Below are 20607 nucleotides of genomic sequence, written 5' to 3'. Positions count from 1 at the left end.
TGATCAGGCGTCGAATGCGTTCTGAATCCAGTCCAGTCGCGGTGGTGATTGTCCGTCGCTGGTATCGACGGTGACCACATCGAAGCGACAGGGGCGTTTGGCCCAGCGCGCCTCCTGTTGCAGAAAAAGTTCGGCGGAGAGAATCAGGCGCTGCCGCTTGCGCGCGTCGATGCTCTCCAGGGCTCCGCCCCAGGCGCGATGCCGGCGGGAGCGGACTTCGACGAATACTACTGTATCGCCGTCGAGCATGACCAGATCGAGCTCTCCGCGGCGACAGGTCCAATTCTTGCCAAGTGTGGCAAGGCCCTGTCGCCGTAGATGGGCGCAGGCCAGTTCCTCGGCCTGGCGCCCCTTGTCCCGGGAGCTTTCCCTATCGGTCAAAAGCTGCTGGTCCCCAGCGGCTGGACCTGGCCATTGCGGAACTCGGCCCATTGCAACTGGCGTTCGATACGTTGGGTCGGATTCAGGCTCAGGGTACCGGTCAGGCCGTCGATCTGCAGGCTCGGCACGGCCTTCAGTTCAGGCAGACGCGGAGCGAGGCGGTAGGCGTCGACGCCCATGGCGTAGAGGCGGCCCATGCTGCCGTTGGCCTGGGGCCATTGGGCGGCGACCTGCTGGCGGGTCGGGTCGCTGGGGTTGAGCAGCCACGGGGTCTCGCAGAAGCGGATGCCGTTGAGATCCTGGTCCTGGGTCGGGTTGTTGGTCCCGGTGTAGAGGTGCGAAGTGGCGTAGACCGGAAGGTCGCCGGCGTACTGGAAGGCCAGGGTCGGCTTGATCTGGCGGGCCTGCTGCGGGGTGGCGGCGAGGAACACGAAGTCGATGTCCTGGCGGCGCGACGGCTGGGTGGCGATCTGGCTGCCGAGGGCGCCCTGCAGGCGCTGGGCGCGGCCTTCGCTCTGGCGCAGTTGCAGCAGGTCGGCGATCTGTTGCGCCAGTTGTACCGGCTGGTCGACATGCTCGGCGGCGATCAGGCTGCCGCCCGCGGACTGCCAGCTCTGGCTGAAGGCGGCCAACACGCGGTCGCCCCATTCGCCGCGCGGCACCAGCGCCACGGCCCGGCGCATGCCGTCGCCCCAGGCCCGGCTGGCCACCGCGCGCGCTTCGTCCTCGGCGGCGAGGCCGAACTGGAACAGCTGCGCCGGGCCTTCCTGGCTGTTGTCGCTGTAGTTGAGTGCGAGGGTGGTGATCGGCAGTTGCTCGCGGCTAGCGAGTTGCTTGACCAGCGGCTTCTCCAGTGGACCGACGACCAGTTCGACGCCATCGGCCTGGGCCTGGCGGTAGAAGTCATCTAGCGAGCGCACCTGGGTACTGTCGTAGAGCTTGATCGAAGGAGGATTCTGGCCGGCCTGCTGGGCCTGGAAGTGGGCGGCGAGGAAGCCGTCCTGCAGGGCCCGGGCGACGTTGGCCAACTGCCCCTGCTGGGGTAGCAGGAGGGCGATGCGGGTCAGCGGCTGCTGGGACAGCGTCTTGAGTTTCTCCAGCGCCGCCGGCAAGTGCTTGGCCGCCGGGTGCTCGGGGTTCTGCTGTTGCCAGCTCTCGATGCTGGCCTGCTGTTGCTGCAGGGTCGGCGAGGTCTTGGTGATGCGTGCCAGGGTCAGCCAGCCGCTGAGGTCGCCTTCGTTGGCGCTCGGTTGCAACTGGTCGACCGGCAGGCTGCTGACCAGGGTCCAGATCTTTTCCTGGTTCTCGATCACCGCCGGGCCCTCGAGCAGCGGTGCGAAGTAGATGCGCTCCTTGGCTGCGGCAAGGACCTGGCCGTCGGCGGCGAGGGCCTGGGCCTTGGCGCGCTGGGTACGAACCTGCTGGGTCACCGGCAGTTCGCTGAGATGCTGCATGCTCGGATGCTGCAATGCCTGCAGGGCGGCCTTGGGCTTGCTGCGGGCGAGGGCCAGTTCGGCGTTCAGGGTGCTGGCGAAGACCTGCTGGGCCGGCTTCAGGCTTTCCAGCGGAATCTGTCCCAGGATGGCGGTGGACCTGGCGAGGTCCTTCTGCTGGTAGGCAAGGTCCGCTGCCGAGAGGCGCAGCAGCGCCGCGTCCTCGGGCTTGCTCTGGCTGGCCTGTTGCAACAACTGCTCGATGCTGGCATTCGGCGTACGGGGAAGTTCGCCCAGTCCGGAATTGGACGAGGTCGCGCAGGCGGTCAGCAGACCGGCCAGGATCAGAGCAGAAAGCGGACGCAGGCAAGCGATCATATAGGGCTTCTCATGGCGCATTCACGAAGAGTCGCCGATTGTACCGGAGGCCCGCCTCGGGTGCGATGGCGGCACCCTGAATCGCGATACAATGCCGCCTTTTCAGATAGCTCCCGAGGTATTTTCGTGTCAGCAGGCACTCTGTTCGTAGTGGCGACCCCGATCGGCAATCTCGACGACATCAGCCCGCGCGCCCTGCGGGTGCTGCGGGAGGTGGCCCTGGTGGCTGCGGAGGATACCCGCCATTCGATCCGGCTGTTCCAGCACTTCGGCATCGAGACGCCATTGGCGGCCTGTCACGAGCACAACGAGCGCGAGGAGGGCGGGCGCTTCATCTCCCGGCTGCAGGGTGGGGAGGACGTCGCGCTGATCTCGGACGCCGGTACCCCGCTGATTTCCGATCCCGGCTTCCACCTGGTGCGCCAGGCACAGGCGCTGGGTATCCGGGTGGTCCCGGTGCCGGGCTCCTGCGCGCTGATCGCGGCGCTGTCGGCGGCGGGATTGCCGTCGGACCGGTTCATCTTCGAAGGTTTCCTGCCCGCCAAGGCTGCGGGACGACGCAGCCGCCTCCAGGCGGTACAGGAAGAGCCGCGCACGCTGATTTTCTACGAGGCGCCCCATCGTCTGCTGGAAAGCCTGGCGGACATGCGCGACGTGTTCGGCGGGGAGCGCCGTGCGGTGCTGGCCCGGGAGCTGAGCAAGACCTTCGAGACCATTCGCAGCCTGCCGTTGGCCGAACTGCACGATTGGGTCGCGTCGGACAGCAACCAGCAGCGCGGCGAGTGCGTTGTGCTGGTGGCGGGGTGGCAGGCGCCGGAAGGCGAGGAGTCGATCGGTGCGGAGGCGCTCAGGGTGCTCGACCTGCTGCTTGCCGAGCTGCCGTTGAAGAAAGCCGCGGCGCTGGCGGCGGAAATTACCGGGGTGCGAAAAAACCTTTTGTATCAACAGGCTTTGCAACGCCAAGGGAAGAGTTGAGCTTGTTCTTCGCGCCTGCTCCCGCTAACCTTGTCGGCGGAGAGTCGATTGGACAGTCGCTGTCGCGCAATAGCGCGGTGGAGGAAAGTCCGGGCTCCATAGGGCAGAGTGCCAGGTAACGCCTGGGAGGCGCGAGCCTACGGAAAGTGCCACAGAAAATAACCGCCTAAGCGCAACAGCGCCGGTAAGGGTGAAAAGGTGCGGTAAGAGCGCACCGCACGGCTGGCAACAGTGCGTGGCTAGGTAAACCCCACTCGGAGCAAGACCAAATAGGAATCCATTGGCGCGGCCCGCGTTGGATTCGGGTAGGTCGCTTGAGGCGTACAGTGATGTGCGTCCCAGAGGAATGGCTGTCCTCGACAGAACCCGGCTTATAGATCGACTCTCCCACTTCTTCCCACTCTCTTCGCTTTTTCCCGGTTTTATCCGTCCGTCGCAAAAGCGAAAAGCCGCAACTCTTGATAAATCACTTTAAGTTCGAAGGCTAAGACTTTGGACTTATTGTGTTTTGTCATCTCTTTTACTTCTAAAAGCGCTCCGCAACCTTCCAAAAGCACGCTAAATCTCCGTCCTGTAAGGATTTTTCACTTCTGACGCGCCTTGACGGTGGGGAGTGTGGATTTCTATAGTGTGCAGAAGTGGTATGAAGTGGGTAAAAGTGGGATCAATTGGCATGGAAAGCCAACCACAGGGGAAGCGCTGACGTGTTTCGCGGAGCTAATGCCATAAGTCTCGACGCCAAAGGGCGCCTCGCGATGCCGAGTCGGTATCGTGACGAGCTCGTTTCGCGTTGTGCCGGCCAGCTCATCGTCACTATCGACGCAGTCGACCCCTGCCTCACCGTTTACCCCTTGCCCGAATGGGAACTGATCGAAGCCAAGCTGCGCGAGCTGCCTTCTTTGCGAGAAGAAACGCGGCGCCTGCAGCGGCTGCTGATCGGTAATGCCGTCGATCTGGAACTGGACGGAAACGGGCGTTTCCTGATTCCGCCGCGCCTGCGCGAGTACGCCAAGCTGGACAAGCGGGCGATGCTGGTGGGGCAACTGAACAAGTTTCAGTTGTGGGATGAGGATGCCTGGAACGCCATGGCTGAAGCCGACCTGGCGGCAATCAAACAACCCGGTGGGCTGCCGGACGAACTACGCGACCTGATCCTTTGACTATGAATGCCACCTACCGCCATATCACCGTTCTGCTCGAGGAGGCCGTTTCCGCACTGGCCCCGCGGGAGGACGGCTGCTATCTGGACGGTACCTTCGGAAGAGGGGGCCATAGTCGAGCCTTGCTCGAGAAACTGGGCGCCGGGGGACGCCTGCTCGGATTCGACAAAGATCCCCAGGCCATCCAGACAGGAAAAGCATTGGCGGCCGAAGACGGCCGCTTCGTCATTGTGCAGCGCTCGTTCGCCGAACTGGGCGATGAGGTGCGCGCACGCGGTCTCGAAGGGCGGGTCGATGGCGTCCTGCTCGACCTTGGCGTGTCGTCGCCGCAACTCGACGATCCCGAGCGCGGCTTCAGCTTCCTCAACGATGGTCCGCTGGACATGCGCATGAATCCCGGCCAGGGCATCAGCGCAGCGGAGTTCATCGCCAATGCCGCCGAAGAGGAAATCGCCCGGGTTTTCAAGGAATATGGCGAAGAGCGCTTCGCCAAGCGGATGGCTCGCGCCATCGTGCAGCGCCGCCAGGAGCGGCCGTTCGAACGAACTGCCGATCTCGCCGAAGTGATCACGGTTGCCAACCCCGCCTGGGAGAAGGGCAAGAATCCGGCGACCCGCGCATTCCAGGGCCTGCGCATCCATGTGAACAATGAGCTGGGCGATCTCGAGCGTGGCCTTGACGCCGCGCTCGAATCGCTGGCCGTCGGCGGCCGGCTGGTGGTGATCAGTTTCCATTCCCTGGAAGACCGCATCGTCAAGCTGTTCATGCGCAAGCACGCCAAGGGCGAGGCGGACAACCTGCCGCGCGACCTGCCGATCCGTTCCAAGGTCTTCGAGCCGCGCCTGAAGCTGCTGGGCAAGCCGCAGTACGCTTCGGAAGAAGAACTCAAGGCCAACCCGCGCTCGCGCAGCGCGGTCATGCGCGTGGCGGAGAAGCTGAGATGAGCCGTCTCTTCGTCAAGCGCCTGCCTACCGGCAGCTTCCTCATGTTGCTGCTTTATATAGGTCTGCTGCTCTCGGCGATTGCCGTGGCCTACAGCACCTACTGGAACCGGCAACTGCTCAACTCGCTGTATTCCGAGCTGAGCGTGCGCGACAAGGCGCAGGCCGAGTGGGGCCGGTTGATTCTCGAGCAGAGCACCTGGACCGCCCATAGCCGCATCGAAAGCCTGGCGGTGGAACAGTTGCGCATGCGCGTTCCCGACCCGGCCGAGGTCAGGATGGTGGCGCCATGAAACTGAATTATTTCCAGGGCGCCCTCTACCCATGGCGGTTCTGCGTGATCGTCGGCCTGCTGCTGGCGATGGTCGGCGCCATCGTCTGGCGAATCGTCGACCTGCACGTGATCGACCATGACTTCCTCAAGGGCCAGGGCGACGCGCGTAGCGTGCGGCATATAGCCATCCCTGCGCACCGGGGCCTGATCACTGACCGCAACGGCGAACCGCTGGCGGTGAGCACCCCGGTCACCACCCTGTGGGCCAACCCCAAGGAGCTGATGACCGCCAAGGAACGCTGGCCGCAACTGGCGGCGGCGCTCGGGCAGGATACCAAGCTGTTCGCCGACCGCATCGAGCAGAACGCCGAGCGCGAGTTCATCTATCTGGTCCGTGGGCTGACCCCGGAGCAGGGCGAAGGCGTGATCGCCCTGAAGGTGCCCGGCGTGTACTCCATCGAGGAGTTTCGGCGTTTCTACCCGGCTGGCGAAGTGGTGGCCCATGCGGTCGGCTTTACCGATGTCGACGACCGCGGTCGCGAAGGTATCGAGCTGGCTTTCGACGAATGGCTGGCCGGCGTGCCGGGCAAGCGCCAGGTGCTCAAGGATCGCCGTGGCCGCGTGATCAAGGACGTGCAGGTCACCAAGAATGCCAAACCGGGCAAGACCCTTGCGCTGTCCATCGACCTGCGCCTGCAGTACCTGGCTCATCGCGAACTGCGCAACGCTCTGCTGGAAAACGGCGCCAAGGCCGGCAGCTTGGTGATCATGGACGTGAAGACCGGGGAGATCCTGGCCATGACCAACCAGCCCACCTACAACCCGAACAATCGTCGTAACCTGCAGCCGGCGGCCATGCGCAACCGGGCGATGATCGACGTGTTCGAGCCGGGCTCGACGGTCAAGCCGTTCTCGATGAGCGCGGCGCTGGCCAGCGGGCGCTGGAAACCCAGCGATATCGTCGACGTCTACCCGGGCACCCTGCAGATCGGCCGCTACACCATTCGCGACGTATCGCGCAATTCGCGGCAACTCGATCTCACCGGCATCCTGATCAAGTCGAGCAACGTCGGCATCAGCAAGATCGCCTTCGACATCGGCGCCGAATCCATCTACTCGGTCATGCAACAGGTCGGCCTCGGGCAGGACACGGGGTTGGGCTTCCCCGGCGAGCGCGTCGGCAACCTGCCCAACCACCGCAAGTGGCCGAAGGCGGAAACCGCGACCCTGGCCTACGGCTACGGTCTCTCGGTAACCGCGATCCAGTTGGCGCATGCCTATGCGGCCCTGGCCAACGACGGCAAGAGCGTGCCGCTGAGCATGACCCGAGTCGACCGCGTGCCGGATGGCGTGCAGGTGATCTCGCCTGAAGTGGCTTCCACCGTGCAGGGCATGCTGCAACAAGTGGTCGAGGCCCAGGGCGGGGTGTTCCGCGCCCAGGTGCCGGGTTACCACGCCGCCGGCAAGAGCGGGACCGCGCGCAAGGTCTCGGTCGGCACCAAGGGCTACCGGGAAAACGCCTATCGCTCGCTGTTCGCCGGTTTCGCCCCGGCCACCGATCCGCGCATCGCGATGGTCGTGGTGATCGACGAGCCGAGCAAGGCGGGCTACTTCGGCGGCCTGGTGTCGGCGCCGGTGTTCAGCAAGGTCATGGCTGGCGCGCTGCGCCTGATGAACGTGCCGCCGGATAACCTGCCGACGGCCACCGAACAGCAGCAGGTCAATGCTGCGCCCGCAAAAGGAGGGCGTGGCTGATGCCTATGAGCCTGAACCAACTGTTTCCCCAGGCCGAGCGCGATCTGCTGATCCGCGAGCTGACCCTGGATAGCCGCGGCGTTCGTCCGGGCGACCTGTTCCTGGCGGTGCCGGGCGGGCGCCAGGATGGTCGTGCGCACATCGCCGATGCCCTGGCCAAGGGCGCGGCTGCCGTGGCTTACGAGGCGGAAGGCGCCGGAGAGTTGCCGCCCAGCGATGCGCCGCTGATCGCGGTGAAGGGGCTGGCCGCGCAACTGTCGGCGGTCGCCGGGCGTTTCTACGGCGAGCCGAGCCGCGGGCTGGACCTGATCGGCGTCACCGGCACCAACGGCAAGACCAGCGTCAGCCAACTGGTGGCCCAGGCCCTGGATCTGCTCGGCGAGCGCTGCGGCATCGTCGGCACCCTCGGCACCGGTTTCTACGGCGCCCTGGAGAGCGGCCGGCACACCACGCCGGACCCGCTCGCGGTGCAGGCCACGCTGGCCACGCTGAAGCAGGCCGGCGCCCGCGCGGTAGCGATGGAAGTGTCTTCCCACGGCCTCGACCAGGGCCGCGTGGCGGCGCTCGGTTTCGATATCGCGGTGTTCACCAATCTGTCCCGCGACCACCTCGACTATCACGGTTCGATGGAAGCCTATGCCGCCGCCAAGGCCAAGCTGTTCGCCTGGCCGGGCCTGCGCTGCCGGGTGATCAACCTGGACGACGATTTCGGCCGTCGACTGGCCGGCGAGGAGCAGGACTCGGAGCTGATCACCTACAGCCTCACCGACAGCTCGGCGTTTCTCTATTGCCGCGAAGCGCGCTTCGGCGACGCCGGCATCGAGGCGGCACTGGTCACTCCGCACGGCGAGGGCCTGCTGCGCAGCCCGTTGCTCGGCCGCTTCAACCTGAGCAACCTGCTGGCGGCGGTCGGTGCGTTGCTTGGCCTGGGTTATCCCCTGGGCGATATCCTCCGCACCTTGCCGCAACTGCAGGGGCCGGTCGGCCGCATGCAGCGCCTGGGAGGCGGCGACAAGCCGCTGGTGGTGGTGGACTACGCGCATACTCCCGACGCCCTGGAAAAAGTCCTGGAGGCCCTGCGTCCGCACGCGGCCGCGCGCCTGCTGTGTCTGTTCGGCTGCGGTGGCGATCGCGATGCCGGCAAGCGTCCGCTGATGGCTGCGATCGCCGAACGCCTGGCGGATGGGGTGCTGGTCACCGACGACAACCCGCGCACCGAGGCCAGTGCGGCGATCATCGCCGATATCCGCAAAGGCTTCGCTGCCGCTGACAAGGTTACCTTCCTGCCGTCGCGCGGTGAGGCGATCGCCCATCTGATCGCTTCCGCTGCGGTGGATGACGTGGTGCTCCTGGCTGGCAAGGGTCACGAGGATTATCAGGAGATCGACGGCGTACGCCATCCGTTCTCCGACATCGAGCAGGCCGAGCGCGCCCTGGCCGCCTGGGAGGTGCCGCATGCTTGAGCCTCTTCGCCTCAGCCAGTTGACGGTCGCGCTGGACGCCCGCCTGATCGGCGAGGACGCCGTCTTTTCGGCGGTTTCCACCGACAGTCGCGCCATCGGGCCCGGCCAACTGTTCATTGCCCTGAGTGGGCCGCGTTTCGACGGCCACGACTATCTCGCCGAGGTTGCCGCCAAGGGCGCGGTGGCTGCGCTGGTGGAGCGCGAAGTCGCCGACGCGCCCCTGCCGCAATTGCTGGTGCGCGATACCCGTGCGGCCCTGGGGCGACTGGGCGCGCTGAACCGGCGCAAGTTCACCGGCCCGCTGGCGGCCATGACGGGCTCCAGCGGCAAGACCACGGTCAAGGAGATGCTCGCCAGCATCCTGCGTACCCAGGCCGGCGATGCCGAGTCGGTGCTGGCTACCCGTGGCAATCTGAACAACGACCTCGGCGTACCGCTGACCCTGCTGCAACTGGCGCCGCAGCACCGTAGCGCAGTGATCGAACTGGGCGCCTCGCGCATCGGCGAGATCGCCTACACGGTCGAGCTGACCCGCCCGCACGTGGCGATCATCACCAATGCCGGAACCGCCCATGTCGGCGAGTTCGGCGGACCGGAGAAGATCGTCGAGGCGAAGGGCGAGATACTCGAAGGGCTGGCCGCCGACGGCACCGCCGTGCTGAACCTGGACGACAAGGCCTTCGACACCTGGAAGGCCCGTGCCAGCGGCCGTCCGTTGCTGACTTTCTCCCTCGACCGGCCCCAGGCCGATTTCCGCGCCGCCGATCTGCAGCGCGATGCGCGCGGCTGCATGGGCTTCAGGCTGCAGGGCGTAGCGGGTGAAGCGCAGGTCCAGCTCAACCTGCTGGGGCGGCACAATGTCGCCAATGCCCTGGCTGCCGCCGCTGCCGCCCATGCACTGGGCGTGCCGCTGGATGGGATCGTCGCCGGGCTGCAGGCGCTGCAGCCGGTCAAGGGCCGCGCGGTAGCGCAACTGACCGCCAGCGGGCTGCGTGTGATAGACGACAGCTACAACGCCAACCCCGCGTCAATGCTGGCGGCGATTGATATACTGAGCGGCTTTTCCGGGCGCACCGTCCTGGTCCTCGGAGACATGGGCGAACTCGGTTCCTGGGCCGAGCAGGCCCACCGCGAGGTGGGCGCCTACGCCGCTGGCAAGGTGTCCGCGCTCTATGCGGTCGGACCGCTGATGGCCCACGCCGTACAGGCGTTCGGCGCCACGGGCCGGCACTTCGCCGACCAGGCCAGCCTGATCGGGGCGCTGGCCACCGAACAACCGACAACCACCATTTTGATCAAGGGTTCCCGCAGTGCGGCGATGGACAAAGTCGTCGCGGCGCTGTGCGGTTCCTCCGAGGAGAGTCACTAATGCTCCTGCTGCTGGCCGAATACCTGCAACAGTTCTACAAGGGCTTCGGCGTCTTCCAGTACCTGACCCTGCGCGGCATTCTCAGCGTGCTCACCGCGCTGTCGCTGTCGCTGTGGCTGGGGCCCTGGATGATCCGTACCTTGCAGATCCGCCAGATCGGCCAGGCCGTGCGCAACGACGGTCCGCAGTCGCACCTGTCGAAGAAGGGCACCCCGACCATGGGCGGCGCCCTGATCCTTACCGCCATAGCCATCAGCACGCTGCTGTGGGCGGATCTTTCCAACCGCTACGTGTGGGTAGTGCTGGTCGTTACCCTGCTGTTCGGTGCCATCGGCTGGGTGGACGACTACCGCAAGGTGATCGAGAAGAACTCCCGTGGCCTGCCGAGCCGCTGGAAGTACTTCTGGCAGTCGGTGTTCGGCATCGGCGCCGCCGTGTTCCTCTACATGACTGCCGAAACCCCGATCGAGACCACCCTGATCGTGCCGATGCTGAAGAGCGTCGAGATCCAGTTGGGCATCTTCTTCGTGGTCCTGACCTACTTCGTCATCGTCGGTTCGAGCAATGCAGTGAACCTCACCGACGGTCTCGACGGCCTGGCGATCATGCCGACGGTAATGGTTGCCGGCGCGCTGGGCATCTTCTGCTACCTGTCGGGCAACGTGAAGTTCGCCGAGTACCTGTTGATTCCCAACGTACCGGGCGCCGGCGAGCTGATCGTGTTCTGCGCCGCGCTGGTCGGCGCCGGCCTCGGCTTCCTCTGGTTCAACACCTATCCGGCGCAGGTCTTCATGGGCGACGTCGGCGCGTTGGCGCTGGGCGCCGCGCTGGGCACCATCGCGGTGATCGTGCGCCAGGAAATCGTGCTGTTCATCATGGGTGGGGTGTTCGTCATGGAAACCCTCTCGGTGATGATCCAGGTCGCTTCCTTCAAGCTGACCGGACGCCGCGTCTTCCGCATGGCGCCGATCCATCACCATTTCGAACTGAAAGGCTGGCCGGAGCCGCGCGTGATCGTGCGCTTCTGGATCATCACCGTGATCCTGGTGCTGATCGGCCTCGCCACCTTGAAGCTGCGTTGAGGACGAAGAGAGCATGAGCCTGATCGCCTCCGACCACTTCCGCATCGTTGTCGGCCTCGGCAAGAGCGGCATGTCCCTGGTGCGCTACCTGGCGCGCCGCGGCTTGCCTTTCGCCGTGGTCGATACCCGAGAGAACCCGCCGGAGCTGGCCACCCTGCGTGCCCAGTATCCGCAGGTGGAAGTGCGTTGCGGCGAACTCGACGCCGAGTTCCTCTGCTCCGCCCGCGAACTCTACGTCAGCCCCGGCTTGTCGCTGCGCACCCCCGCGCTGGTACAGGCCGCCGCGAAAGGCGTGCGCATCTCCGGTGACATCGATCTCTTCGCCCGCGAGGCGAAGGCCCCGATCGTCGCCATCACCGGTTCCAACGCGAAGAGCACCGTGACCACCCTGGTGGGCGAAATGGCGGTGGCCGCGGACAAGCGTGTCGCCGTCGGCGGCAACCTCGGCACCCCGGCGCTCGACCTGCTGGCCGACGACATCGAGCTGTACGTGTTGGAGCTGTCGAGCTTCCAGCTGGAAACCTGCGATCGCCTCAACGCCGAGGTGGCGACCGTGCTGAACGTCAGCGAAGACCATATGGATCGCTACGACGGCATGGCTGACTACCACCTGGCCAAGCACCGGATCTTCCGCGGTGCCCGCCAGGTCGTGGTGAATCGCGCCGATGCCCTGACCCGACCGCTGATCGCCGATACCGTGCCGTGCTGGTCGTTCGGCCTGAACAAGCCGGACTTCAAGGCTTTCGGCCTGATCGAGGAAGACGGCCAGAAGTGGCTGGCGTTCCAGTTCGACAAGCTGCTGCCGGTTGGCGAACTGAAGATCCGTGGCGCCCACAACTATTCCAACGCGCTCGCCGCGCTGGCGCTGGGCCATGCGGTCGGCCTGCCGTTCGACGCCATGCTCGGCGCGCTGAAGGCGTTTTCCGGCCTGGCTCATCGCTGCCAGTGGGTACGCGAGCGGCAGGGCGTGAGCTACTACGACGATTCCAAGGCCACCAACGTCGGCGCCGCCCTGGCGGCGATCGAGGGGCTGGGTGCCGACATCGACGGCAAGCTGGTGCTGCTCGCCGGCGGAGACGGCAAGGGCGCCGATTTCCATGACCTGCGCGAGCCGGTCGCGCGCTTCTGCCGGGCGGTGGTACTGCTTGGCCGTGACGCCGAGCTGATTGCCCAGGCACTGGGCAACGCGGTACCGCTGGTGCGCGTCGCAACGCTGGACGAAGCAGTCCGGCAGGCCGCCGAGCTGGCCCGCGAAGGCGATGCGGTGCTGTTGTCGCCGGCCTGCGCGAGCCTGGACATGTTCAAGAACTTCGAAGAACGCGGACGCCTGTTCGCCAAAGCCGTAGAGGAGCTAGCGTGATGCTGTCGGTGTTGCGCCCCTTCCCGTCGCCGCTGTTGAGCCGGCACGGCATCGACCTGGACTTCCCGCTGCTGGCGGGTTGCCTGGCGCTGCTCGGCCTCGGCCTGGTGATGGTGACTTCCGCCTCTTCCGAGGTGGCGGCGGCGCAGTCGGGCAACCCGCTGTACTTCTCCGTCCGTCACCTGATCTACCTGGTGATCGGCCTGATTTCCTGCGGCCTGACCATGATGGTCCCGATGGCCACCTGGCAGCGTTGGGGCTGGAAGCTGTTGCTGGTCGCCTTCGGCCTGCTGGTGCTGGTGATCACCCCCGGTATCGGCCGCGAGGTGAACGGCTCGATGCGCTGGATCGGCTTCGGCCTGTTCAACATCCAGCCTTCGGAGATCGCCAAGGTCTGCGTGGTGATCTTCATGGCCGGCTACCTGATCCGCCGCCAGCAGGAGGTCCGGGAAAGCTGGATGGGCTTCTTCAAGCCCTTCGTGGTGTTGCTGCCGATGGCCGGCCTGCTGCTGCGCGAGCCGGACTTCGGCGCCACCGTGGTAATGATGGGCGCTGCCGCGGCCATGCTGTTCCTCGGCGGGGTGGGGCTGTTCCGCTTCGGCCTGATGGTGCTGCTGGCGGTCGGCGCGGTGGTCCTGCTGATCCAGACCCAGCCCTACCGGATGGCACGCCTGACCAACTTCACCGACCCCTGGGCCGACCAGTTCGGCGCCGGCTATCAGTTGAGCCAGGCGCTGATCGCCTTCGGCCGCGGCGGCTGGTTGGGCATGGGACTGGGCAACAGCATCCAGAAGCAGTTCTACCTGCCGGAGGCGCACACCGATTTCGTCTTCGCCGTGCTTGCAGAGGAGCTGGGCATCGTCGGCGCCCTGGCGACCGTCGCCCTGTTCGTGTTCGTCAGCCTGCGCGCGCTGTACATCGGCATCTGGGCCGAGCAGGCCAAGCAGTTCTTCTCCGCCTACGTGGCCTACGGCCTGGCCTTCCTCTGGATCGGCCAGTTCCTGATCAACATCGGGGTGAACGTCGGCCTGCTGCCGACCAAGGGCCTGACCCTGCCGTTCCTCAGCTACGGCGGCAGTTCGCTGGTGATCTGCTGTGCCTGTCTGGGGATGTTGCTGCGCATCGAATGGGAACGGCGAACCCACCTGGGTAGCGAGGAATATGAGTTCAACGAAGAGGACTTTGCCGATGAAAGGTAATGTCCTGATCATGGCGGGTGGCACCGGCGGACACGTGTTCCCGGCGCTCGCCTGTGCGCGGGAGTTCCAGGCGCGCGGCTATGCCGTGCACTGGCTGGGGACGCCGCGCGGCATCGAGAATGACCTGGTACCCAAGGCCGGCCTGCCGTTGCACCTGATCCAGGTCAGCGGGCTGCGCGGCAAGGGCCTGAAGTCGCTGGTCAAGGCGCCGCTGGAGCTGCTCAAGTCGCTGTTCCAGGCGCTGCGGGTGATCCGCCAGCTGAGGCCGGTCTGCGTGCTCGGCCTGGGTGGCTATGTCACCGGCCCGGGCGGCCTGGCTGCGCGCCTCAACGGCGTGCCGCTGGTGATCCACGAGCAGAACGCCGTGGCCGGCACCGCCAACCGCAGCCTGGCGCCGATCGCCAGGCGCGTCTGCGAGGCATTCCCGGATACCTTCCCGGCCAGTGACAAGCGTCTGACCACCGGCAATCCGGTGCGCGGCGAGCTATTCCTCGACGCGCACGCCCGCGCGCCGCTGACCGGCCGTCGGGTCAATCTGCTGGTGCTCGGCGGCAGCCTTGGCGCGGAACCGCTGAACAAGCTGTTGCCAGAGGCCCTGGCGCAGGTGCCGCTGGAAATCCGTCCGGCAATCCGCCATCAGGCCGGTCGTCAGCATGCCGAGATTACCGCCGAGCGTTATCGCACAGTGGCGGTCGAAGCGGACGTCGCGCCCTTCATCAGCGACATGGCCGCGGCCTATGCCTGGGCCGACCTGGTGATCTGTCGCGCCGGCGCGCTGACCGTCAGCGAGCTGACGGCGGCGGGATTGCCCGCCTTCCTGGTGCCGTTGCCTCACGCGATCGACGATCACCAGACCCGCAATGCCGAATTCCTGGTACGCAGCGGCGCCGGCCGCCTGCTGCCGCAAAAGTCTACCGGCGCGGCCGAACTGGCCGCGCAGCTGTCCGAGGTCCTGATGCATCCCGAAACCCTGCGCTCCATGGCAGACCAGGCACGCAGCCTGGCGAAACCCGAGGCTACCCGGACGGTGGTCGATGCCTGCCTGGAGGTGGCCCGTGGTTAAAGAACCGAATGGCGTCACCCGGACCATGCGCCGTATCCGCCGCATCCATTTCGTCGGCATCGGCGGCGCCGGTATGTGCGGGATCGCCGAAGTGCTGCTGAACCTCGGCTACGAGGTATCCGGCTCGGACCTCAAGGCCTCGGCGGTGACCGAGCGCCTGGAGAAGTTCGGCGCGCAGATCTTCATCGGCCACCAGGCGGAAAACGCCGACGGCGCCGACGTGCTGGTGGTGTCCAGTGCCATCAACCGGGCCAACCCGGAAGTGGCATCGGCCCTGGAACGGCGGATTCCGGTGGTGCCGCGTGCGGAGATGCTCGCCGAGCTGATGCGCTACCGGCACGGCATCGCGGTAGCCGGCACCCACGGCAAGACCACCACTACCAGCCTGATCGCCTCGGTGTTCGCCGCCGGCGGCCTGGACCCGACCTTCGTCATCGGCGGCCGGCTGAACGCCGCCGGGACCAACGCCCAGCTCGGCGCCAGCCGCTACCTGGTGGCCGAGGCCGACGAGAGCGACGCCAGCTTCCTGCACCTGCAACCGATGGTCGCGGTGGTCACCAATATCGACGCCGACCACATGGCGACCTACGGCGGCGACTTCAACAAGCTGAAGAAGACCTTCGTCGAGTTCCTCCACAACCTGCCGTTCTACGGACTGGCGGTGATGTGCGTGGATGATCCGGTTGTGCGTGAGATCCTCCCGCAGATCGCCCGCCCGACCGTGACCTACGGCCTCAGCGAAGACGCCGACGTGCGCGCGATCAACATCCGCCAGGAAGGCATGCGCACCTGGTTCACCGTGTTGCGCCCGGAGCGCGAGCCGCTGGACGTCTCGGTGAACATGCCCGGCCTGCACAACGTGCTGAATTCCCTGGCGACCATCGTCATCGCTACCGACGAGGGCATCTCCGACGAAGCCATCGTCCAGGGGCTGTCCGGCTTCCAGGGCGTAGGCCGGCGCTTCCAGGTCTACGGCGAGCTGCAGGTCGAGGGTGGCAGCGTGATGCTGGTGGACGATTACGGCCACCATCCGCGCGAAGTCGCCGCGGTGATCAAGGCGATCCGTGGCGGTTGGCCGGAGCGTCGCCTGGTGATGGTCTACCAGCCGCATCGCTATACCCGTACCCGCGACCTGTACGAAGACTTCGTGCAGGTGCTGGGCGAAGCCAACGTGCTGCTGTTGATGGAGGTCTATCCGGCCGGCGAAGAGCCGATCCCGGGAGCCGACAGCCGCCAGCTGTGCCACAGCATCCGCCAGCGCGGCCAGCTTGACCCGATCTACTTCGAGCGTGACGCCGACCTGGCGCCGCTGGTCAAGCCGCTGCTGCGCGCTGGCGACATCCTGCTTTGCCAGGGCGCTGGCGATGTCGGCGGCCTGGCCCCGCAACTGATCAAGAACCCGCTGTTCGCCGGCAAGGGAGGGAAGGGCGCATGAACCTTTGCCTCGATAGCCTGCTGAACGGCACCCAGGATCCCAAGGCGTTCGGCCGTGTCGCCGTGCTGTTCGGCGGCAAGAGCGCCGAGCGCGAGGTGTCGCTGAAGTCCGGCGCGATGGTCCTGCAATCCCTGCTGGCCGCCGGGGTCGATGCCTTCGGCATCGATGTCGGCGAAGACCTGCTGCAACGCCTGGTCGAGGAGAAGATCGACCGTGCCTTCATCATTCTCCACGGTCGTGGCGGCGAGGATGGCAGCATGCAGGGCCTGCTCGAGTGCGCGGGCATTCCCTACACCGGCAGCGGCGTGCTGGCCTCGGCGCTGGCGATGGACAAGCTGCGGACCAAGCGGGTCTGGCTCAGCCTCGGCCTGCCGACCCCGGACTACGCGGTGCTGGCCAGCGAGGATGACTGCCGCGAAGCGGCGCAGCGACTGGGTTTCCCGCTGATCGTCAAGCCGGCTCACGAAGGCTCGAGCATCGGCATGGCCAAGGTCGGCGGGCTCGACGAATTGATCGCGGCGTGGCGCGAAGCGGCCCGCTACGACTCGCAGGTGCTGGTCGAGCAGTGGATCAGCGGCCCGGAATTCACCGTGGCGACCTTGCGCGGGCAGGTGCTGCCGGCGATCCGCCTGGGCACGCCGCACACCTTCTACGACTACGACGCCAAGTACCTGGCCAGCGATACCCGCTACCAGGTGCCCTGCGGTCTCGACGAGGCCAAGGAACGCGAGCTGAAGGAACTCACCGCGCGCGCCTGCGACGCCCTGGGCATCCAGGGCTGGGGGCGGGCGGACGTGATGCAGGACGCCGAAGGGCGTTTCTGGCTGCTTGAAGTCAACACCGCACCGGGCATGACCGACCACAGCCTGGTGCCTATGGCCGCGCGGGCCGCCGGCCTGGATTTCCAGCAACTGGTGCTGGCGATCCTGGCCGATAGCCGCGAGGCGAGGGGATAAGCCATGAATGGCGTACTGCTCCGTCATCAGCAACCCGGTGGACTCGGCCGCGCTCCGCGCAAGCCGATGCCGCGCGGCGCCAGCCGTCTGGTGGCCAAGGAACCGCTGAGCGTGCGCCTGCCGAAAGCCGACTTCAGTTTCCTCAAGTACCTGGCCTGGCCGCTGTTGCTGGCCGTTCTCGGCTATGGCGCCTATCGCGGCGCCGAGTACATCCTGCCGTACGCCGACCGGCCGATCGCCAAGGTCAGTGTCGAGGGCGACCTCAGCTACATCAGCCAGCGCGCGGTGCAGCAGCGGATCTCCCCGTACCTGGCGGCGAGCTTCTTCACCATCGACCTGGCGGGCATGCGCGGGCAACTGGAACAGATGCCCTGGATCGCCCACGCCGAGGTGCGCCGGGTGTGGCCGGACCAAGTGGTGATCCGCCTGGACGAGCAACTGCCGATCGCGCGGTGGGGCGACGAAGCGCTGCTGAACAACCAGGGACAGGCTTTTACGCCAAAGGAGCTGGCGAATTATGAACATCTGCCCCGCTTGCATGGTCCACAGCGGGCGCAACAGCAGGTGATGCAGCAATACCAGTTGCTCAGCCAGTTGCTGCGTCCCCTCGGGTTCTCCATCGCCCGCCTGGAAATGAGCGATCGCGGCGGTTGGGCGCTGACCACGGCCCAGGGCGTCGAGATCCAGATCGGGCGCGACCACGTGGTAGACAAAATTCGCCGCTTCGTAAGCATCTACGACAAGGCACTCAAAGATCAGATTTCGAACATTGCGCGGATCGACCTGCGTTACCCCAACGGCCTCGCCGTTGCGTGGCGCGAGCCGGTCACGCCCGCGACGGTGGCCACGGCCAGCGCCGTGCAGTGAGTTGAGGAGACAGTAATAACCATGGCAAGCGTGCAGAGCGGCAAGATGATCGTCGGCCTCGACATCGGTACCTCCAAGGTGGTGGCGCTGGTGGGCGAGGTGACGGCCGATGGCCAGCTGGAGGTCGTTGGCATCGGTACTCATCCGTCCCGCGGCCTGAAGAAGGGCGTGGTGGTGAACATCGAGTCCACCGTGCAGTCGATCCAGCGCGCCATCGACGAGGCCCAGCAGATGGCCGGTTGCCGTATCCACTCGGCGTTCGTCGGCATCGCCGGCAACCACATCCGCAGCCTCAATTCCCACGGCATCGTGGCGATCCGCGATCGCGAGGTGAACCCGGCGGATATCGAACGGGTACTGGATGCCGCCCAGGCGGTGGCGATCCCGGCGGACCAGCGGGTGCTGCATACCCTGGCCCAGGATTACGTGATCGATAACCAGGAAGGCGTGCGCGAGCCGCTGGGCATGTCCGGGGTGCGCCTGGAAGCCAAGGTGCACGTGGTGACCTGCGCGGTGAATGCTTCGCAGAACATCGAGAAGTGCGTGCGCCGCTGCGGCCTCGAGGTCGACGACATCATCCTCGAGCAGTTGGCCTCGGCCTATTCGGTGCTGACCGAGGACGAGAAGGAACTGGGCGTGTGCCTGGTGGATATCGGCGGCGGCACCACCGATATCGCGATCTTCACCGAAGGCGCGATCCGCCATACCGCGGTGATCCCGATCGCCGGCGACCAGGTCACCAATGACATCGCCATGGCCCTGCGTACGCCGACCCAGTACGCGGAAGAGATCAAGATCCGCTACGCCTGCGCCCTGGCCAAGCTGGCCGGTGCCGGCGAGACCATCAAGGTGCCCAGCGTCGGCGACCGGCCGCCGCGCGAACTGTCGCGCCAGGCCCTGGCCGAAGTGGTCGAGCCTCGTTACGACGAGCTGTTCACCCTGGTCCAGGCCGAGCTGCGCCGCAGCGGCTACGAGGACCTGATCCCGGCAGGGATCGTCCTCACCGGCGGCACCTCGAAGATGGAAGGCGCGGTCGAGCTGGCCGAGGAAATCTTCCACATGCCGGTACGCCTCGGCGTGCCGTATAGCGTGAAGGGCCTCACCGACGTGGTGCGCAACCCGATCTATTCGACGGGCGTCGGCCTGCTGATGTACGGACTGCAGAAGCAGTCCGATGGCATGTCGATGTCTGTGTCAGGCAGCAGCTACAGCAGCGACGAACCCAAGGCACCTGTCCTGGAGCGGCTCAAACGCTGGGTCCAGGGCAATTTCTGATTCAACGCGGTAACAGTAGGCGACAAAACTAGAAAGGAAGGAGAGGGGAAATGTTTGAACTGGTCGATAACATCGCACAAACCGCCGTCATAAAAGTGATCGGTGTAGGTGGTGGTGGCGGCAACGCCGTCAATCACATGGCCAAGAACAACGTCGAGGGCGTCGAGTTCATCTGCGCCAACACCGACGCACAAGCGCTGAAGAACATCGCGGCGCGCACCGTTCTGCAACTCGGCCCGGGCGTCACCAAGGGGCTGGGTGCCGGCGCCAATCCGGAAGTCGGTCGTCAGGCGGCTCTGGAAGATCGCGAGCGCATTTCCGAAGTGCTGGAAGGCGCCGACATGGTCTTCATCACCACCGGCATGGGTGGCGGCACCGGTACCGGCGCCGCGCCGATCATCGCCGAAGTGGCGAAGGAAATGGGCATCCTCACCGTCGCGGTGGTGACCCGCCCGTTCCCGTTCGAAGGTCGCAAGCGCATGCAGATCGCCGACGAGGGCATCCGCGCGCTGGCCGAGAGCGTCGATTCGCTGATCACCATCCCGAACGAGAAGCTGCTGACCATCCTCGGCAAGGACGCCAGCCTGCTGGCCGCCTTTGCCAAGGCCGATGACGTGCTGGCCGGTGCCGTGCGCGGTATCTCCGACATCATCAAGCGTCCGGGCATGATCAACGTCGACTTCGCCGACGTGAAGACCGTCATGAGCGAAATGGGCATGGCGATGATGGGTACCGGCTGCGCCAGCGGTCCGAACCGTGCCCGCGAGGCCACCGAGGCGGCAATCCGCAACCCGCTGCTGGAAGACGTCAACCTGCAGGGCGCGCGCGGCATCCTGGTGAACATCACTGCGGGTCCGGACCTGTCCCTGGGCGAGTACTCCGATGTCGGCAACATCATCGAACAGTTCGCTTCCGAGCACGCCACTGTGAAGGTGGGCACCGTGATCGACGCGGACATGCGCGATGAGCTGCACGTCACCGTAGTCGCCACCGGCCTGGGCGCGCGCCTGGAGAAACCGGTGAAGGTCGTCGACAACACCGTGCAGGGCAGTGCAGCCCAGGCAGCCGCTCCGGCCCAGCGCGAGCAGCAGTCGGTGAACTACCGCGACCTCGACCGTCCTACCGTGATGCGCAACCAGTCTCACGGCAGCGCGGCGACCGCGGCCAAGCTGAACCCGCAGGATGACCTGGATTACCTGGATATCCCGGCGTTCCTGCGTCGTCAGGCCGATTGAAGTAAT

General features: G+C 65.9%; 18 protein-coding genes and 1 other RNA gene. 17 read left to right on the top strand and 2 right to left on the bottom strand.

Going from position 1 to position 20607, the window contains the following annotated elements; translation table 11 throughout:
• Positions 1–3: 3 nt before the first annotated feature.
• Together ACTJJX_RS07430 and ACTJJX_RS07425 are read right to left on the bottom strand one after the other, a co-directional pair.
• Positions 4–381 (bottom strand): YraN family protein, encoded by a 378-nt coding sequence (locus ACTJJX_RS07430; protein WP_003110149.1) that lies wholly within the window; start codon positions 379–381, stop codon positions 4–6.
• A complete protein-coding gene (locus ACTJJX_RS07425; RefSeq protein WP_003116210.1) occupies positions 378–2192 on the bottom strand; it encodes a penicillin-binding protein activator in 1815 nt (604 codons plus the stop codon). Before ACTJJX_RS07425 ends, ACTJJX_RS07430 begins: the two co-directional genes overlap by 4 nt.
• A 126-nt stretch (positions 2193–2318) precedes the next feature.
• Here ACTJJX_RS07425 and rsmI point away from each other — a divergent pair, with 126 nt between their 5' ends.
• The 17 genes from rsmI to ftsZ all read left to right on the top strand — a co-directional run bounded on the left by rsmI (position 2319) and on the right by ftsZ (position 20601).
• Positions 2319–3167 carry a 16S rRNA (cytidine(1402)-2'-O)-methyltransferase gene (gene rsmI, locus ACTJJX_RS07420; protein WP_003120901.1) on the top strand — a complete coding sequence of 283 codons (849 nt, stop codon included), beginning with the start codon at positions 2319–2321 and terminating at the stop codon, positions 3165–3167.
• 40 nt (positions 3168–3207) lie between these two features.
• Positions 3208–3557: RNase P RNA component class A (rnpB, locus tag ACTJJX_RS07415), an RNA gene on the top strand.
• Positions 3558–3871: 314 nt separating this feature from the next.
• Positions 3872–4327, top strand: coding sequence for a division/cell wall cluster transcriptional repressor MraZ (gene mraZ, locus ACTJJX_RS07410; protein ID WP_003103101.1), 456 nt, complete (start codon positions 3872–3874; stop codon positions 4325–4327).
• A gap of 2 nt (positions 4328–4329) precedes the next feature.
• Positions 4330–5271, top strand: a complete 942-nt coding sequence (gene rsmH / locus ACTJJX_RS07405) for a 16S rRNA (cytosine(1402)-N(4))-methyltransferase RsmH (protein ID WP_004348010.1) — start codon at positions 4330–4332, stop codon at positions 5269–5271.
• Positions 5268–5561, top strand: coding sequence for a cell division protein FtsL (gene ftsL / locus ACTJJX_RS07400; RefSeq protein ID WP_003094142.1), 294 nt, complete (start codon positions 5268–5270; stop codon positions 5559–5561). Before rsmH ends, ftsL begins: the two co-directional genes overlap by 4 nt.
• On the top strand, positions 5558–7297 hold the full coding sequence (gene ftsI, locus ACTJJX_RS07395; protein ID WP_003094139.1) for a peptidoglycan D,D-transpeptidase FtsI: 1740 nt from the start codon (positions 5558–5560) through the stop codon (positions 7295–7297). The genes ftsL and ftsI overlap by 4 nt, the downstream gene beginning before the upstream one ends.
• Positions 7297–8760 carry a UDP-N-acetylmuramoyl-L-alanyl-D-glutamate--2,6-diaminopimelate ligase gene (locus ACTJJX_RS07390; protein WP_003094133.1) on the top strand — a complete coding sequence of 488 codons (1464 nt, stop codon included), beginning with the start codon at positions 7297–7299 and terminating at the stop codon, positions 8758–8760. Before ftsI ends, ACTJJX_RS07390 begins: the two co-directional genes overlap by 1 nt.
• A complete protein-coding gene (locus ACTJJX_RS07385; RefSeq protein WP_003103103.1) occupies positions 8753–10129 on the top strand; it encodes a UDP-N-acetylmuramoyl-tripeptide--D-alanyl-D-alanine ligase in 1377 nt (458 codons plus the stop codon). Before ACTJJX_RS07390 ends, ACTJJX_RS07385 begins: the two co-directional genes overlap by 8 nt.
• Complete coding sequence (gene mraY / locus ACTJJX_RS07380; RefSeq protein WP_003094129.1) at positions 10129–11211, top strand: phospho-N-acetylmuramoyl-pentapeptide-transferase; 1083 nt, start codon at positions 10129–10131, stop codon at positions 11209–11211. The genes ACTJJX_RS07385 and mraY overlap by 1 nt, the downstream gene beginning before the upstream one ends.
• Before the next feature lie 13 nt (positions 11212–11224).
• A complete protein-coding gene (gene murD, locus ACTJJX_RS07375; protein ID WP_003161468.1) occupies positions 11225–12571 on the top strand; it encodes a UDP-N-acetylmuramoyl-L-alanine--D-glutamate ligase in 1347 nt (448 codons plus the stop codon).
• Positions 12571–13770, top strand: coding sequence for a putative lipid II flippase FtsW (ftsW, locus tag ACTJJX_RS07370; protein WP_003094125.1), 1200 nt, complete (start codon positions 12571–12573; stop codon positions 13768–13770). Before murD ends, ftsW begins: the two co-directional genes overlap by 1 nt.
• A complete protein-coding gene (gene murG / locus ACTJJX_RS07365) occupies positions 13760–14833 on the top strand; it encodes an undecaprenyldiphospho-muramoylpentapeptide beta-N-acetylglucosaminyltransferase (protein ID WP_003103107.1) in 1074 nt (357 codons plus the stop codon). Before ftsW ends, murG begins: the two co-directional genes overlap by 11 nt.
• A complete protein-coding gene (gene murC, locus ACTJJX_RS07360; protein WP_003094121.1) occupies positions 14826–16268 on the top strand; it encodes a UDP-N-acetylmuramate--L-alanine ligase in 1443 nt (480 codons plus the stop codon). Before murG ends, murC begins: the two co-directional genes overlap by 8 nt.
• Complete coding sequence (locus ACTJJX_RS07355; protein ID WP_003103113.1) at positions 16265–17224, top strand: D-alanine--D-alanine ligase; 960 nt, start codon at positions 16265–16267, stop codon at positions 17222–17224. The genes murC and ACTJJX_RS07355 overlap by 4 nt, the downstream gene beginning before the upstream one ends.
• Before the next feature lie 3 nt (positions 17225–17227).
• Positions 17228–18091 carry a cell division protein FtsQ/DivIB gene (locus tag ACTJJX_RS07350; RefSeq protein WP_003094118.1) on the top strand — a complete coding sequence of 288 codons (864 nt, stop codon included), beginning with the start codon at positions 17228–17230 and terminating at the stop codon, positions 18089–18091.
• A 21-nt stretch (positions 18092–18112) separates the two neighbouring features.
• Entirely contained in the window at positions 18113–19366 is a 1254-nt protein-coding gene (gene ftsA / locus ACTJJX_RS07345; RefSeq protein ID WP_003094115.1) for a cell division protein FtsA, read from the top strand.
• A gap of 50 nt (positions 19367–19416) precedes the next feature.
• On the top strand, positions 19417–20601 hold the full coding sequence (ftsZ, locus tag ACTJJX_RS07340; RefSeq protein ID WP_003094113.1) for a cell division protein FtsZ: 1185 nt from the start codon (positions 19417–19419) through the stop codon (positions 20599–20601).
• The last annotated feature ends 6 nt before the right edge of the window (positions 20602–20607 follow it).

The sequence above is a fragment of the Pseudomonas sp. 22490 genome (assembly GCF_052044465.1).
In the GTDB taxonomy this organism is placed as follows: Bacteria; Pseudomonadota; Gammaproteobacteria; order Pseudomonadales; family Pseudomonadaceae; genus Pseudomonas; species Pseudomonas aeruginosa.
This window is presented reverse-complemented; position numbering and strand designations above follow the sequence as displayed.

Coding starts and splice junctions, on each gene's coding strand:
- ACTJJX_RS07425 (WP_003116210.1), bottom strand. CDS start 2,192: ATGATCGCTTGCCTGCGTCCGCTTTCTGCTCTGATCCTGGCCGGTCTG.
- ACTJJX_RS07385 (WP_003103103.1), top strand. CDS start 8,753: ATGCTTGAGCCTCTTCGCCTCAGCCAGTTGACGGTCGCGCTGGACGCC.
- ftsA (WP_003094115.1), top strand. CDS start 18,113: ATGGCAAGCGTGCAGAGCGGCAAGATGATCGTCGGCCTCGACATCGGT.
- ftsW (WP_003094125.1), top strand. CDS start 12,571: ATGCTGTCGGTGTTGCGCCCCTTCCCGTCGCCGCTGTTGAGCCGGCAC.
- ACTJJX_RS07355 (WP_003103113.1), top strand. CDS start 16,265: ATGAACCTTTGCCTCGATAGCCTGCTGAACGGCACCCAGGATCCCAAG.
- murD (WP_003161468.1), top strand. CDS start 11,225: ATGAGCCTGATCGCCTCCGACCACTTCCGCATCGTTGTCGGCCTCGGC.
- mraY (WP_003094129.1), top strand. CDS start 10,129: ATGCTCCTGCTGCTGGCCGAATACCTGCAACAGTTCTACAAGGGCTTC.
- ftsZ (WP_003094113.1), top strand. CDS start 19,417: ATGTTTGAACTGGTCGATAACATCGCACAAACCGCCGTCATAAAAGTG.
- ftsL (WP_003094142.1), top strand. CDS start 5,268: ATGAGCCGTCTCTTCGTCAAGCGCCTGCCTACCGGCAGCTTCCTCATG.
- ftsI (WP_003094139.1), top strand. CDS start 5,558: ATGAAACTGAATTATTTCCAGGGCGCCCTCTACCCATGGCGGTTCTGC.
- ACTJJX_RS07390 (WP_003094133.1), top strand. CDS start 7,297: ATGCCTATGAGCCTGAACCAACTGTTTCCCCAGGCCGAGCGCGATCTG.
- murG (WP_003103107.1), top strand. CDS start 13,760: ATGAAAGGTAATGTCCTGATCATGGCGGGTGGCACCGGCGGACACGTG.
- rsmH (WP_004348010.1), top strand. CDS start 4,330: ATGAATGCCACCTACCGCCATATCACCGTTCTGCTCGAGGAGGCCGTT.
- ACTJJX_RS07350 (WP_003094118.1), top strand. CDS start 17,228: ATGAATGGCGTACTGCTCCGTCATCAGCAACCCGGTGGACTCGGCCGC.